We start from the raw sequence: 14,212 nt of genomic DNA, 5'->3' as shown, positions 1-14,212 counted from the left end.
CATCGACATTCCCGTGGCCACAGCGGACACAACAGTGCCGACAGGTCCTTGGCTGCCGCTTGCCGGACATGGGGCCAGGACCACCGTCGCGGTCGGTGTCGGCAGTTTGACGGGGTAGTCCGACTTCGCGTTCGTCACGTTCTTCGCGACGACCGCGGGCCGGCTGTTCTCCCTCGCTCGACTCCTCCGGTGGCTCTGCTCGGTTCACTGTGCGTCCGAAGCGCCACCGGCGTTCTACGCCTCTCGAGGAGTCCCCGGCAGGCGGCCGCTGCGGCGGCCCAGCACTCTGGGTTGACGCGACCTCACGGAGAAAAGATGAGCAACAAACAGGCTGTTCCCGAAGACCTCTACGAGGTGACCATTGTTCGCTATGGCACCAGAGAAACCCTGCGCAGCGATGTCTTCCTCAATTACCAGTTCTACGGCCTCTCCGACGGGCCTATGACTGTCGATTACTTTTTCTGGGTGGTCCGTGGCTCCAACCGGACATTCATCGTGGACACCGGCTTCAGTAGCGAGGCGGGCCGAAAGAGGCAACGCACGACGTGTGTGGACCCCGTGACAGCGATGCGGTCCCTGGGTATTGACCCGGAGGCCCAGAACGACGTCATCGTCACCCATGCACACTACGATCACATCGGCAATCTCGGCTCCCTGTCGAACAGCACCGTCTTCATATCCCGGCGCGAATACGACTTCTGGACCTCCGAGATCTCCGACAAGACCCTTCTCCGGCAATTCACCGAAGCCGCGGAGATCGATCAACTCGTTGCTGCCGAGAAAACGGGCCGCATGATCTTCGTGGAGAACGGATACTCGCCCGCGCCCGGGATCATCCTCTTGGAAATCAGCGGGCACACCCCAGGTCAGTTGGCTGTACTGGTGGAGACCTCAGAGGGATCGACACTGCTCGCGTCCGACGCGGTGCACTTCTACGAGGAGGTGGAGCGAGACATGCCCTTCGTCTCGCTGACCAGCCTTCTCGACACGTACAGCGGACTCCAGACCGTCCGTGACCTGCAGGCGTCCGGAGTGCGCCACCTGGTGACGGGCCACGACGCCTCGACACTCCAGCGATTCCGCCCTCAACGGGGCGATCTGGGGGAACACGCCGCCGTTATCGGATCCAAGGAGGAATAGTGACCGCATCGGGCACCGGGAGTTTTCCCGATGAATCATGGATCGGGCGATGGATCGAACACGCTTGGGCAGACCCCGAGTTGTGCCACACGGGTAGGTTCAGCAATTTCCTGATCGAGCTTGTCGTGAGTGACGGTCGAGAAATCAAGCTGACCTATCGAGCGGGAACACTGGCCCTCGGCGACAGTGAAGAATCTGACGGAGAAACCGTAACCCTGTGCGCGGATCTCCGCACGTGGACCGAGCTGTTCCACGGCCCACCCCAGCCGCTCCGGCACGATCTCCTGGCCCTGCTCAAGCATTCTCAGGGAATCGAACTACGCAAAGGTCGGCTCACACTCATTCGTAATTTGCGGGTCATTACGCGCCTGGTGGAATTGGGGAAGAATGTCGAAATCCAGTGAACCGGTCGTCCTGGAAGAGACGGTCGGACGTTACGTCCATCTCACTGCAGGCGGTGTGCGCTACCGCATCTACTTCGAAGAAGCGGGTTCAGGCCCGGTGCTGCTGTGCCTGCACACGGCCGGCGCCGACTCGCGGCAGTTCCGGCAGATGATCAATGACCGAGAGCTGACCTCACGCTATCGCGTGATCGCCTTCGACCTTCCGTGGCACGGCCGCTCCCTGCCTCCCGACGGCTGGTGGCGCGAGGAGTACTTGCTGACGACGGACTCCTACCTGCAGATCATCCATGCTTTCGCCGACGCGCTCGAACTGCGCTCCCCAATCGTCCTTGGGTGCTCGATGGCCGGATCGATCGTGCTGGAACTCGCCCGGCGCACCCCGGACCGCTGGCGTGCCGTCATCGGCCTCTCCGGTGCACTCAAGGTGCACGGTCGGTTCCAGGACTGGTCGCTGCGCCCGGACGTCAACGCCCAGCAGTCCGTGCCGAGTTGGACCTACAGCCTGATGGCCCCGTCGAGTCCGGAGGAATGGCGCCGTGAGGTGTGGTGGATCTACAGCCAGGGCGGCCCGGGCATCTACCGGGGCGACACCTACTTCTACTCCGAGGACCTGGACCTGACGGAGAAGACAGGGGAGTTCGACACGAAGCGGTGCCCCGTCTATCTGTTCACCGGTGAGTACGACCATGCCTGCACGGCCGACGAAACCCAGGAAGCCATCAGCAGGATCAGCGGCGCCCGTGGCGGGCGGATGGCAGGGATCGGGCATTTCCCGATGGCGGAGAACTATGCGCTGTTTCGCGAATACCTCCTGCCGGCCCTCGACGAGATCAGCGAAGCTGACACTGCTACGGCGCCACCCGAGAACCCGGCGACCGCAGCAGGAACATGATCAACACATGCGGTGTGGCAGCCCCACTGGCCTTGGTCACCCATGCGCGATCGGCTCTCCGTGGGCTCCCCTGCCGAGGACATTCGGCGGTACGACACAAGCAGCGGGGGCCATGGACGGACTCCACGAAGGCCGCGCCCTGGGCCACATCAACACCTTTGACTGAGGAGCATCCATGGATTTCCACGGGAAGACCGCGATCGTCACCGGCGCCGGCAGCGGCATCGGCCGGGCGACGGCACTGAGGCTGGCCGCACTCGGCGCCTCGCTGACTGCCGCGGACAAGAACCTGGCGGCAGCAGAGGAAACGGCGGGCCTGGCCGGAAAGCGGGCAGTGGCAACCTGCACCGACGTCAGCAGTTCCGCTGACGTGCAGAAGATGGTCGCCGCGACGGTCGAGGCGTTCGGGCGGCTCGACATCCTGGTCAACAACGCCGGGTACGGCTTCCGCGGCACGGTGGAGACGATCTCCGAAGCCGACTGGGATCGACTGATGGCCGTCAATACCAAGAGCGTCTTCCTCTGCTCAAAGTTCGCACTTCCTGAACTGGTCAAGACCTCCGGCGCCATCGTGAACGTCACCTCCTACACCGCCCAGGTCGGCATCCCCGACCGTGCCGCCTATGTCGCCTCCAAGGGCGCGATCGCGGCACTGACCAGGGCCATGGCCGTCGACCACATCGGCCAGGGCGTCCGCGTCAACGCGGTCGCACCGGGGACCGTGAACTCCCCGTACTTCTCCAGGATGCTCGCCGAGTCCGACAACCCGGAGAAGCTGCGAGCCTCACTCGACGGTCGCGCGCCGATCGGCCGCATGGCCGAGCCGGAGGAGATCGCCGATGCCATCGCCTGGCTGGCCGGCTCCGAGTCGCGCTTCGCCGTCGGCACCGTGCTCACCGTCGACGGCGGCACGTCCATTTGGGGTCGCTGACCCCCCTTGCCCACAGGGCGTGAGGGTGTCAGTCAACGGCCATCAGGATGCCCAGGTGGGCGGCCGCGCAGTCCCACGCCGGCCTCGCTCGATGTCGATCCTGACGGGATCCGTCCCGGTCCCTTGACATTGCCGATTACGGTATTACGGTCATATGGCTGTCGGGTTTTCGGAAACTGATCCAGAGCCTCCGGCTGGCCCGCCGACTCTGTTTGAAGCGGCGCCTGCCCCTGACCCCCGTGACCCAAGAGCCGTCGTCCGGCCTTGACGCCGCAGAAGGACGCATCACGGAGAGGCAGCGGATGCGCCCGGTGAAGCCCTCGGCACATCTGTCCGCGAAACCGACATGTACAGCACGAAGGTGAAGGGAGATGGTCCCCAATGACACGGATCAGAGGCGCAGTCCTCGAACGGGTGGGTGACGCCGAGCCGTGGTCGAAGTCGACCCCGATCACGGTGGACGTGCTCGAACTCGACGACCCCGGACCGGGCGAGGTCGAGGTCCGCATGGAGGCGGCGGGCGTCTGCCACTCGGACCTCTCCCGCGTCAACGGCAACCGTGAGGTCGTCGTGCCGATGCTGCTCGGCCACGAGGGCAGCGGCACCGTCGTGCGCTGCGGGCCCGACACCGACGGTGTCGCGGTTGGTGACCGCGTCGTCATGACCTTCCTCCCGATCTGCGGCACCTGCGAGGCGTGCACCAGCCCCGGATGGGCCCTGTGCTCGCGCGGGAGCGCCGCCAACGCGCGCGGTGAAATGCTGGGCGGCGGGCGACGGCTGCGCCGGCGCGGCGGGCACATCGACCATCACGGCGGCGTGTCGTCGTTCGCGACCCGCGCCATCGTCGACATCGCCTCGCTCGTGGTCGTTCCGCCCGAGGTGCCGGCCGACGTCGCCGCCGTGCTCGGATGCGCGGTGCTGACCGGCGGCGGCGCCGTGCTCAACGCCGGAGGACTGAAGCCCGGGGAGTCGGTCGCGGTGGTCGGTCTGGGCGGTGTCGGATTCGCCGCCATGATGATCGCCGCCAGCGCCGAGCCGTCAGCGGTCCTCGCGGTCGATGTCCTGCCCGGAAAGCTCACCCGGGCCGGGGGCTTCGGTGCGACGCGCTCGCTCACCCCGCAGGACGCGGTCGCCGCCGACGCGCGCTACGACCTCGTCGTCGAGTGCACCGGCAACCTACGTGCGCTGGAGACGGCGATCGCTCTGACGCGTCCGGGCGGTCGGACCGTCACGGTCGGCCTGCCGCACCCCTCGACGCAGCTGACCATCTCGCCGCTCTCCCTCGTCACCGAGGCGCGCTCACTGATCGGCTCGTACCTCGGTTCCGGCGACCCCGCCGAGGACATCAGGCGCTATGCCGCCCTGTACCTCGAAGGCCGGTTGCCACTGGACAAGCTGATCACGGGCCACATAGCCCTCGCTGACATCAACAAGGCGATGGACGACCTCCACGCGGGATCGGTCCTGCGCCAGATCATCGATCTCGCGAACGAGCAGGAGCCGGCATGAGTGGACAAGGGCAGGTCGTCATCGTCACCGGTGCGGGCAGCGGCATCGGTCGCGCGACCGCGCTGCGGTTCGCCGAGCGCGGCTGGACGGTCGTCGCAGCCGACGTCGACGAGGGCGCGGCCGCCCGCACCGTCGCCGAGCTGAAGACGCCCGGCAAGGCGGTGTCTGTGGACGTCAGCGACAGTGCCCGGGTCGCGGCGCTGATCAGCACCGTGGTGCAGTCTTTCGGCAGGATCGACGTCCTGGTCAACAATGCCGGCTTCGGGTTCCGGGGCACCGTCGAGACCATCGAGGAAGCCGACTGGGACCGTGTGATGGCGGTCAACGCCAAGGGTGTCTTCCTCTGCTCGAAGTACGCCATCCCTGAGCTCGCCAAGACCGGCGGCCGCATCGTCAACGTCGCCTCGTACACGGCGGCCCAGGGCATCGCCGACCGCGCGGCCTACGTGGCGTCGAAGGGGGCCATCGCGTCCCTGACCCGGGCCATGGCGGTGGACCACATCGGCCAGGGCATTCGGGTGAACGCCGTGGCGCCCGGCACCGTCAACTCGCCTTACTTCGCCAGGATGCTCGCCGAGTCGCCGGACCCGGAGAGCCTGCGGGCCTCGCTCGACGGCCGTGCTCCTGTCGGCCGGATGGCGGAGCCCGAGGAGATCGCGGACGCCATCGTCTGGTTGGCGTCCGAAGAGTCCGGGTTCGTGGTGGGCAGCGTGCTCACCGTCGACGGCGGTACCTCCATCTGGGGCCGCTGACCTCGACCGTGCCCGTCGAACCGTCCGGGCTCGGCAGGCGCCCTGATCGCACGGACAACAAGCACAGAAGACTGCAAGGGGAGAACGCCATGATGGGCAACGACGCCCAACAGGTCGCACGATTCCAGGTCATCGCCGACTACCGGCTGCGGGAAGGCACCGAGGAAGTGGTGCTCGGCCACCTCGCACGCCTCGCCGCGGCAAGCCGGACCGAACCGGCCAACATCAGCTACGAGTTCTTCCGCGACGCGGAAGATCCGGCCCACGTCGTCGTCCTGGAGCGGTACGTGGACGCCGCCGGCTTCGACGCCCACCTGAAGACCGATCACTTCGAGACCATTGGCAAGACCGAGATCATTCCGCGGCTCGCAGCCCGCACCGTACGGGTCTACGAGGGAACGGGAGAACGCCCGTGACCGGCGCGGCCACCCGCACAGCGCGAACCTCCAGCAGCACTCCACCCCCGTCCCCGACACGGACTTTGAGGACGTGAACCATGCCGGACAACATCAAGCTGCAGATCCTGCCGACCGGCACCATGCACGCCGACCTCACCTGGCTGCTCCTGGACCCTTCCAGGGTGATGGCGTCGCGCGCGGAGAAGAACAGGCCCGCGCAGTGGGTCGGCGTGCCCACGCACTGTGTGTTCATCGACCACCCCGAGGGCAAGCTGCTCTGGGACGCCGGTGTGCCCCGCGACTGGGAGACCCGCTGGGCCCCGACAGGCCTGCAGGAGTACTTCCCCGTCGATGAGGTCACCGAGGACCAGTGGCTGGACTCGCGGCTGGAGCAACTCGGCTACGAGCCCCACGACATCGATCATCTCGTCCTGTCCCACCTGCACTTCGACCATGCCGGCCAGGCCGACCTGTGGAACGACGCTCCACGCACGAGGGTCATCTGCAGCAAGGACGAGTACGAAGGCGCCTTCGGCTTCGAGGGGTACAACCTCGGCGCCCACGTGAAGAACGACTACGCGGGACTGCACTTCGAGACGGTCGAGGGCGACACCGAGATCCTGCCCGGGGTCACCCTGCTGCAGACCCCCGGCCACACCTGGGGCACCATGTCCCTGCAGGTCGACCTCCCCGACAGCGGCACCATGATCTTCACGTCGGACGCCGTCTACCGCTCCGAGAGCTACGGCCCCCCGTCGGTCGGCGCCGGAGTCGTGTACGACAGCCGAAAGTGGTTCGCCTCGGTGGAGAAGATCCGCAGCATCGCCGAGCGGACCAACGCCACCGTGGTGTTCGGGCACGACGAGGAGCAGATCACCCAGCTCAAGGTCACCCCCGCCTTCTACTCCTGATGACACACCGCCGGGGGCGGGCATCGCCGGCCCCCGGCCCAAGGACGGTCACCATGCGAATCTACGACTACGCCTGCGCGTGCGGCACCCGCTTCGAGGCGATGGTCAGCGGCCCCGACGCGCCCCCGCCCCCATGCGCCGACTGCGGCCGGCCGACCCGGCGCCTGCCGTCCGCGGGCGCTGCCCTGCTCGGCCAGGCTCGGCTGCCCGCAACCGCCGACGCCGCGCCCAAGTCCTGGGACGGGACCCACCAGGGCAACACCGAGTACATTGCGCACTGGCGCCGCACCCTCGACGCACGCGCGGCACTGGAGGAGCGCCACCCGGAACTTGCCGAGAAACGCTCACCCGTCGTTGCCCACGAAGGCCCTTACCACGCCGCCCCGTTGACGGCGCACGAACTGGCGTCGGGCGCGATCAAGCCGCGCCACCACGCGCACCCGCACCCCCATCCGCACTCACACCAGTCTCCGGCGGGGCAGAACCCGGGAGAGTGACCTCCCCGCCCCTCAGTACGCCTGTCCAGCAAGGCCCGGACATCCCGCGCCGTCACGGGCTGTGGCGCGGCGGCCAGTGCTGTGCGGGCCTTTGTCATCGTCGCGGTCACGACGTCGTCGAGCTGGTCCAAGCGCACGCCGATCACCGAAGATCTTCATTCTGCTGGTCCGCAGGGCTGGCGCAGCTCGGTGAACACCGTCGCGAAGCTGATGGCCGAACTCGGCCTCGTCGCCCGGGTGGTAAGACGCCGAAGCGGGCTGACCAGGCCGGGCAAGCGGCCCGCTGCCCCCGACTTCGTCAAGCAGGACTTCACGGCCGGGGAACCCGACCTCGTCCGGGCGGGCGACATGACGGAGATCGTCACCGAGGAGGGCAAGCTCTACCTCGCCACGGTCATTGACCTGTTCTCCCGGCGCTTGTTGGGCTACCGGTCGCCGCATGTCCCTGCAGGGTGGTGCCGACCGGTCGCGGCCGGCACGGAACGAACGTCCCCTGAGCGGACTCACGCCGCGGCGTCGGTCTCAGCGGCGACCATCCGCTCCCGTCGCGAGCATGCCGTTGACCACGAGCGTCGCCAGTGCGTCCGCCGTGGCGGTCAGCTGCTGCGGCGAGGACAGCGCGGGTCGGCCCAGGCGGCGAGCCAGGGGCACGTCCACCATGCCCGAGACAGGCGGGATGACGGCGAAGAAGAACACGTCCACCGGGATGGGCGCCATGCGGCCGGAGGCGACGAGCCGATCGACACAGGCCGTGATGGTCTGCAGGACCGGGCCGATGTAGTGCGTGTACAGGTAGTCCAGCCGCTCCGTGTCCCGGTTGAGCTCGTCGACGAACAGCCGTCCGACGAGGGGCGCGTCCGCCGCCGTTCGGTAGAAGTTGCTGATGATCTGCCGCAACTGCTCGGCATCGTCCAGCGAAGGGTCCACCTGCGGCATACCGGCCAGCTGTGCCCCGAGGGCGAATTCCACCACCGCCCGCCAGAACGCGGCCTTGGACCCGTACCGGTCGTTGATGAAGTTGTGGCTGACACCCAAGCGGCGGGCCAACTCTCTCGCCGATGCGTGGTCGTACCCCAGTTCCGCGAAGGCTTCGAGCCCGCGCCGCAGGATGCTCTCCTCCCCCGGCACCGCGGGAGGTCCGCGCCGGGACGCCCCGGACGACGAGCTGAGGCCTCGCGGCGCCGCCCCTCGGCCGCAGGCCCCCCTCGTCATGGCGCTGGCCTGCGGTGTCACCGTGGCCAACGCCTACTTCCCGCAAGCCGTCACCCCCCCCTGATCGGCCGGAGTCTTAACGTCTCCGACAGCACGGCAACCACCCTCACAAACGCTGACCCAGCCCGGCTACGCCGTCGGGATCTTCCTGCTCGTCCCCCTCGGGGACCGCCTCCATGCCGACCACTGGTCACCGCGCTGCTCGCGGTGACCAGCGTGGCGCTGCTGACCGCAGGGCCCGCGTGGGAGAGCGGCGGGTGCAGGACTTCAGGGGGCGAGTCCGGGGCAGGTGCCGGTTCGCGAAGGCAGGAACTGTGCTTGCTGACCAGGGACTTCACAGCCTCGGCGAGGCCGTGCCAGACGTGCCACAAATCGGCGACCTGGACGGCGTTGGGGGCACCGGTGCGAGCGCCGTCCGCGAGGCGCCGCCGCGGTCGCGACAGATGATCCTCCCCAGGCTCAGCGCGTGGTGTCGCTGACCGGAGCCGGCAGCCGGGCCGCCAGGCGTTCACCGACGCCGGCGAACGTCACTCTCGCGCAGCCCGGGTTGTCGCAGAACAGGTGCCGGATGGTCCACGTGACGACACTCGTCGGCCTCCGACTGCGTCGTCGGCGAGCCGGCGCTCGTAGCCGCTGAGCCGACGCCTCGCCAGAAACCTCGCATTCCAGACAGCCCTCTGCCACCACTTGCTCCACCAGCACCCCGCCAAGGTGCGGAAGCACCGTCTTCAGCAACTCCTCACACTGGCCGAGCATCCCGCCGTTCGTAACGGAGCGTCACCGGCGCACGGAAGCATGACCGGCTTCACGGAAATCTTGGAAGGGCCACGATTCACCCGTCGCCGACGCTGTTCCCGCACCGCGTTCTCTGACGAAGGCTTTACGACTGAACCAGATGTTCCTGTATCGCTGGGTCGAGTTCTCTGGCAGACGGACATCGGCGTTATTTTTCGGATAGTGATAGCGGCCACAGATGGCTACCGTGTGACAGCCAGGTAGCCCAGCCGTTTCGGCTGGTACTCATCTCGACGTGACCGGAGTAATTCCGTGACCATGCCCGTGCATCAGCAGGACACCTTCGGCGTCGGAGAAGTTGATGTCGCCACCACGCCCATGATGAACGACCAGAAGTTCAAGCTCGGGGTTTTTGCCTTCAATTGCAGCGGCGGCATCGTCAACAGCCACGCCCCCACGTCCTTCCGCGTCACCTGGGAGCAGCAGAAGCGAATCGCGCAGCTCGCCGACAGGAGCGGCTTCGAAGCGATCGTTCCCATCGCGCGGTGGCGAGGCTTCGGTGGTGAGACAAACTTCAACGGCGTGTGCTACGAAACCTTTACGTGGGCGGCGGGCCTTGCGGAGGCCACGGAGAACATCCACGTCTTCACCACCTGTCACCTGCCGACGGTGCATCCCATCGCGGCCGCCAAGATGGCCACCACCATTGACCACATCTCCAACGGCCGTTACGGCATCAACTTGGTCATGGGCTGGTTCACGCCGGAAATGGAGATGTTCGGCAAGAAGCAGCTGGAACACGACGACAGGTACGCGTTCGGTAGCGAGTGGGTCGAGTTCGCAGAGGAGCTGTGGACCAAGGACGGCTCATTCGACTTCGACGGCAAGTACTTCCAGTCCAAGGGCGTCGAGGCATACCCGAAGCCACTGTCGAAGCCCCGGCCCCTACTGCTCAACGCCGGCACGTCACGCGCCGCACTGGAGTTCAACGCCAAGCACGTCGACGTCAACTTCACCGCTCTCGACACCCGCGAGAGCATGAAGGAGTACTCCGACACGATCAAGGCCCGGGCGAAGAACAGGTACCAGCGCGACATCCAGGTCATGACCATGGCGCTGGTCGTGTGCCGCGACACCGAAGCCGAAGCCAAGGCGGTGCACCAGGAAATCATCGACCAGGGTGACTGGCCGGGTGCGCGCAACATCATGAGTGTCCTCGGGATCGAGAGCCAGTCGTCGAACGCGCAGATCGAGAAGATGCAGGAGCGGTTCATCGCCGGCTGGGGCGGCATCAACCTGGTCGGCACGCCCGAACAGGTCGTCGAGCAGTTCCAGCAGCTTTCTGATGCCGGAATGGACGGCGCCTTGATCGGATTCCTGGACTACGCCGAGGAACTCGAGTACTTCAACGAGAAGGTCATGCCCCTGATGCGTGATGCCGGGCTCAGGCACTGATCGACCGACCGCGCGTCGTCTCCGGAAAGGGAGCAAACGTGACCTTCACGGTTGTCGCTCGATACACCGTCACCGATGGACACGCTGACCGGCTCCTGGACCTGCTGCGGCAGGTACGGGAAGAGACTCTGAAGGAGCCCGGTTGCATTTCGTACGAACCGCATCGATCGGCCGACGATGAAAATGTCTTTTTCATCGTCGAGAGGTACCAGGAAGCAGCTGACTTCGATCACCATTTCTCCACACCTCACGTGAAGGACATCGTGTTCGGGCAGATTGTTCCTCTGCTGTCGGATCGAGTGGTCACCAAAGGGCCGCCCATCTTCTGACGTTCGGTCAGAAGAAGCGGCCATGGCCCCTCTTCGGCATACCGCTGAAGACTCGCAGTCTTTCAATCGAATTGTGCCGCCGATGCCGTCGGCTCTGGCGGCACAACTCATCCCACGGATTTCCCCAGTCATCTGGAAAGTGATGGGAGCGTCATGTCTATGTCATCCGACACCATGCCAGAAACTCTTCTGGTCGAGGAACCCCTCAGCCCACGGAATCTGCGCAAAACTCTGGGGCTGTTCTGCTCAGGTCTGACCGTCATATCCGCCGCCGACGAAACCGGTCCGATCGGCTTCACGTGCCAGTCGTTCGCCTCGCTCTCTCTCGATCCGGCACTGGTGAGCTTCAATCCCGCACGTACCTCGACGACCTGGCCGCGCATCCGCGCCGTGGGCAACTTCTGCGTCAACGTCCTGGCGACACACCAGGAAGAGATCTCGAACGCCTTCGCCAGGTCCGGCGCCGACAAGTTCGCGGGTGTGCACTGGTCGCCCGCACCATCCGGGGCCCCCATCCTGGACGGTGCCATCGCGTGGGCCGACTGCACCGTGTGGGCGGAGTACGACGGTGGCGACCACACGATCGTCGCCGCGCAGATACGGACGCTGGGCTCCGATGCGACTCAGCATCCACTCGTATTCTTCGGCGGCAAGTACGGGCTTCCTGTGCCTGCGGGCAACGCCTCCACTGTCACCAGCAAGGAAAAGGTGAGTAACTCGTGACCAGGGAAGCAGCTCAGGAGTTCCCCGCCCTGCGGCGCGACGTAGAGCGCGTCATCGGGACACTGACTCGCGAAGAGTGGATGATGGACTCGGCCTGTGCCGGGTGGCGGATCCGTGATGTGGTGGCCCACATGGCCGCGAACGCTCATGAGGCCATCGATCCCATCCCCGAACCCGAGGGCGCGCCGCCGCTCCCATCGAACCGTGAACGACAGCACGATGTGCGGGTCGACCGGCGCCGGAACCGTTCGATCGAGGAGATTCTCGAAGAGTTCCACACCTATGTCCCGCTGTTCGAGCAGAAGCTGCTCGCCCAGCAGGAAGAGCCTCAAGCGTCGGTTCCCGTGACGATCCCGACTTTGGGAACCTATCCAACACACGCCCTGGCCAACGCCCAGGTGTTCGACTACTTCTGTCATCTGCGGCACGACATCCTGCGGCCGTACGGGCCTCTCGATCCCACCCCGGCGGCCCGAGCCCTCGAGCCTGTGAGCCACGCCGCACTGTACGCGGCGGTGCAATGGATGATGTGGGGGCTGCCGCAGATGCAGGGCTCGTTGCTCGACGAGACGGTGACGGCGCCCGTGACCTTCGAGTTCACTGGCGCCGGGGCGAGTGTGTGGACGGTCAGCCGGTCCATGGAGGGAGGCCTGAGCACTGGCGAGGGTGACTTCGGAGCGGTGCGCGTGATTTCGGACGCGAGTGCGTTCGTGGCGTGGGGAACAACCCGGCGTCCTTGGGTGGACCACTGCAAGATCGACGGCCCGCAAGAGCTCGCTGTTCCACTGCTCGACGCACTGGACATCGTCTGACCCGTCGTTCCGACAGTCGCGATGGAGCAGCGAGTCCATTCCGGACGACAGGGGTGCCGTGGTGGGCGGCGTGAAAAAGTGAGAGCCGCTATCGGTGGATGAATTCGCGGAACGGATAGTCGCGACGTTCTGTGGATAGTGACACCCGCCCACGCTTGCTCTATTGTCTTGCGCAAGTCTAGGCCATGCGGTTTCCCATGGTGGCGGGTGGAGGTGGCGAAGTGATCACAGGCTTGAGCGGCGATACTCAAGGCCGCTCCGGAGTGGAATCCAAGCATGTGCAGCGAGATGCGGGAGATCTTCTTCACAGCCCTGAGCCCGCCATGCCGGCACCGGGGCGCCTCCTTTCGCGCACCCCTGATCGATCTTCTCGGCAGCCGGATCCGCAACTGCGGCCCGACACCCTGAGGACCAGGGACTTCGACGAGGCCCATGACGTGATTGCGTCCGTTTACGTGCCTCACGAATTGAAGTCTCACGACGGGAAACCGCTGGACTTCAAATTTCACTTTCTACGGTCTCAGCAACTGCTCATCGGGCACCTCGGTTACGGGGCGGACGCCGAGCTGCTGGTCCCGCAGATGCTGCAGAACTACCACCTCAACCTGACCATGCAGGGCAGGAGCAGGGTGACACAGGCCGGCCGGCGTGCGGTGACGACGGGGATGTGTCAGGGGGTGATGGTCCGGCCGTTCGATGACTTCACCGTCCGCTGGAGCCCCGATGCTCTGCAGTACGCCGTCCTGCTGCCGAGCAAGGCGGTCGAGGAACATCTGGGAGTGTTGCTGAACCGTCCTGTGGAAGGGCCCATCGATTTTTCGCTCGGCTTCGACATGACTACAGGAGCCGGCCAGGGCCTGGTCTCAGCGATCCGCTTTCTGCGTTCTGAACTAGTTCGGCCCGGGGGCGTTGCCGAGTTTCCGCTCGCTCTGAGGCAGTTGGAGTCATTCGTGTTGACTCAACTGCTCTTGGCCGTGCCGCACAGCTATAGTGACGAGCTCTGTACGCCGACGAAGCCGGCGCAGCGCAACAGGATCAAGGACGTCATCGACCTTGTCGATTCGCAACCTGAGTCAGACCTGTCCCTCGCGCGTCTGGCCGGGGTCGCAGGTGTCAGCGCGAAGTCGCTGCAAGTAGGATTTCGTGAGGCCACGGGAATCACACCGATGGCATACGTTCGAAAAGTCCGTCTCGAACGAGTCCGAAATGAATTGATGGCCCTGGCCGGTCGGCGTTCTATTACCGACATCGCCACACACTGGGGATTTCTGCACCTAGGCCGATTCTCCTCGTATTACCGGCAGCAATATGGTGAGACTCCCACGGAGACCGTCCGAAAGGCATTGCGCGGCTGAACAAGTCGCTGACTTTCCCGGTGATTTGGTGGGGATTCAGGCCGAGCGCCGCCACAGGTGAGCTGACCGGCGCGGCGGACCATCGGCGAGCGCGTTGTGTCGGATCGGCCTCGGTGAGCGTTTCTCCGAGCAATCGGCCTGCCTTGCCGCCCGGGAG

At 65.8% G+C, this 14,212-nt stretch carries 15 protein-coding genes; 14 read left to right on the top strand and 1 reads right to left on the bottom strand.

Annotated features, from left to right (window positions below):
• Positions 1-315 precede the first annotated feature (315 nt).
• From ABZ855_RS16270 to ABZ855_RS16230, 9 genes are all read left to right on the top strand, one after another.
• Positions 316-1,140, top strand: coding sequence for an N-acyl homoserine lactonase family protein (locus ABZ855_RS16270; RefSeq protein WP_360807170.1), 825 nt, complete (start codon positions 316-318; stop codon positions 1,138-1,140).
• Complete coding sequence (locus ABZ855_RS16265) at positions 1,140-1,544, top strand: hypothetical protein (protein WP_360807168.1); 405 nt, start codon at positions 1,140-1,142, stop codon at positions 1,542-1,544. The genes ABZ855_RS16270 and ABZ855_RS16265 overlap by 1 nt, the downstream gene beginning before the upstream one ends.
• On the top strand, positions 1,528-2,436 hold the full coding sequence (locus ABZ855_RS16260; RefSeq protein WP_360807166.1) for an alpha/beta hydrolase: 909 nt from the start codon (positions 1,528-1,530) through the stop codon (positions 2,434-2,436). The genes ABZ855_RS16265 and ABZ855_RS16260 overlap by 17 nt, the downstream gene beginning before the upstream one ends.
• A gap of 175 nt (positions 2,437-2,611) precedes the next feature.
• Positions 2,612-3,367 (top strand): SDR family oxidoreductase, encoded by a 756-nt coding sequence (locus tag ABZ855_RS16255; protein ID WP_360807164.1) that lies wholly within the window; start codon positions 2,612-2,614, stop codon positions 3,365-3,367.
• A gap of 381 nt (positions 3,368-3,748) precedes the next feature.
• Positions 3,749-4,876, top strand: coding sequence for an alcohol dehydrogenase catalytic domain-containing protein (locus ABZ855_RS16250; protein ID WP_360807162.1), 1,128 nt, complete (start codon positions 3,749-3,751; stop codon positions 4,874-4,876).
• Complete coding sequence (locus ABZ855_RS16245) at positions 4,873-5,628, top strand: SDR family oxidoreductase (protein ID WP_360807160.1); 756 nt, start codon at positions 4,873-4,875, stop codon at positions 5,626-5,628. The genes ABZ855_RS16250 and ABZ855_RS16245 overlap by 4 nt, the downstream gene beginning before the upstream one ends.
• Before the next feature lie 89 nt (positions 5,629-5,717).
• The gene (locus ABZ855_RS16240; RefSeq protein ID WP_360807158.1) at positions 5,718-6,044 is read left to right on the top strand and encodes a putative quinol monooxygenase; all 327 of its coding nucleotides are present in this window, start codon (positions 5,718-5,720) and stop codon (positions 6,042-6,044) included.
• 80 nt (positions 6,045-6,124) lie between these two features.
• Positions 6,125-6,937, top strand: a complete 813-nt coding sequence (locus ABZ855_RS16235; RefSeq protein ID WP_360807156.1) for an N-acyl homoserine lactonase family protein — start codon at positions 6,125-6,127, stop codon at positions 6,935-6,937.
• 53 nt (positions 6,938-6,990) lie between these two features.
• On the top strand, positions 6,991-7,434 hold the full coding sequence (locus ABZ855_RS16230) for an FmdB family zinc ribbon protein (RefSeq protein WP_360807154.1): 444 nt from the start codon (positions 6,991-6,993) through the stop codon (positions 7,432-7,434).
• Positions 7,435-7,956: 522 nt separating this feature from the next.
• Here the strand turns inward: ABZ855_RS16230 and ABZ855_RS16225 are convergent.
• Positions 7,957-8,562, bottom strand: a complete 606-nt coding sequence (locus ABZ855_RS16225) for a TetR/AcrR family transcriptional regulator (protein WP_360807152.1) — start codon at positions 8,560-8,562, stop codon at positions 7,957-7,959.
• 1,137 nt (positions 8,563-9,699) lie between these two features.
• Between ABZ855_RS16225 and ABZ855_RS16220 the strand changes: the two genes are divergently transcribed.
• The 5 genes from ABZ855_RS16220 (at position 9,700) to ABZ855_RS16200 (ending at position 14,055) form a co-directional block, all read left to right on the top strand.
• A complete protein-coding gene (locus ABZ855_RS16220; protein WP_050987318.1) occupies positions 9,700-10,836 on the top strand; it encodes an LLM class flavin-dependent oxidoreductase in 1,137 nt (378 codons plus the stop codon).
• Positions 10,837-10,874: 38 nt separating this feature from the next.
• Positions 10,875-11,165, top strand: a complete 291-nt coding sequence (locus ABZ855_RS16215; RefSeq protein ID WP_360807150.1) for a putative quinol monooxygenase — start codon at positions 10,875-10,877, stop codon at positions 11,163-11,165.
• 159 nt (positions 11,166-11,324) lie between these two features.
• Positions 11,325-11,888, top strand: a complete 564-nt coding sequence (locus ABZ855_RS16210; protein WP_360807148.1) for a flavin reductase family protein — start codon at positions 11,325-11,327, stop codon at positions 11,886-11,888.
• Positions 11,885-12,700, top strand: a complete 816-nt coding sequence (locus ABZ855_RS16205) for a maleylpyruvate isomerase N-terminal domain-containing protein (RefSeq protein ID WP_360807146.1) — start codon at positions 11,885-11,887, stop codon at positions 12,698-12,700. Before ABZ855_RS16210 ends, ABZ855_RS16205 begins: the two co-directional genes overlap by 4 nt.
• A gap of 221 nt (positions 12,701-12,921) precedes the next feature.
• Positions 12,922-14,055: an AraC family transcriptional regulator gene (locus tag ABZ855_RS16200; protein WP_360807144.1), complete on the top strand. Its 1,134-nt coding sequence runs from the start codon at positions 12,922-12,924 to the stop codon at positions 14,053-14,055.
• Positions 14,056-14,212 lie beyond the last annotated feature (157 nt).

This window comes from Streptomyces sp. NPDC047042 (assembly GCF_040644035.1).
Taxonomy (GTDB): Bacteria; Actinomycetota; Actinomycetes; order Streptomycetales; family Streptomycetaceae; genus Streptomyces.
The sequence above is the reverse complement of the archived record's forward strand: the minus strand, read 5'-3'. Positions and strand labels throughout refer to the sequence as shown.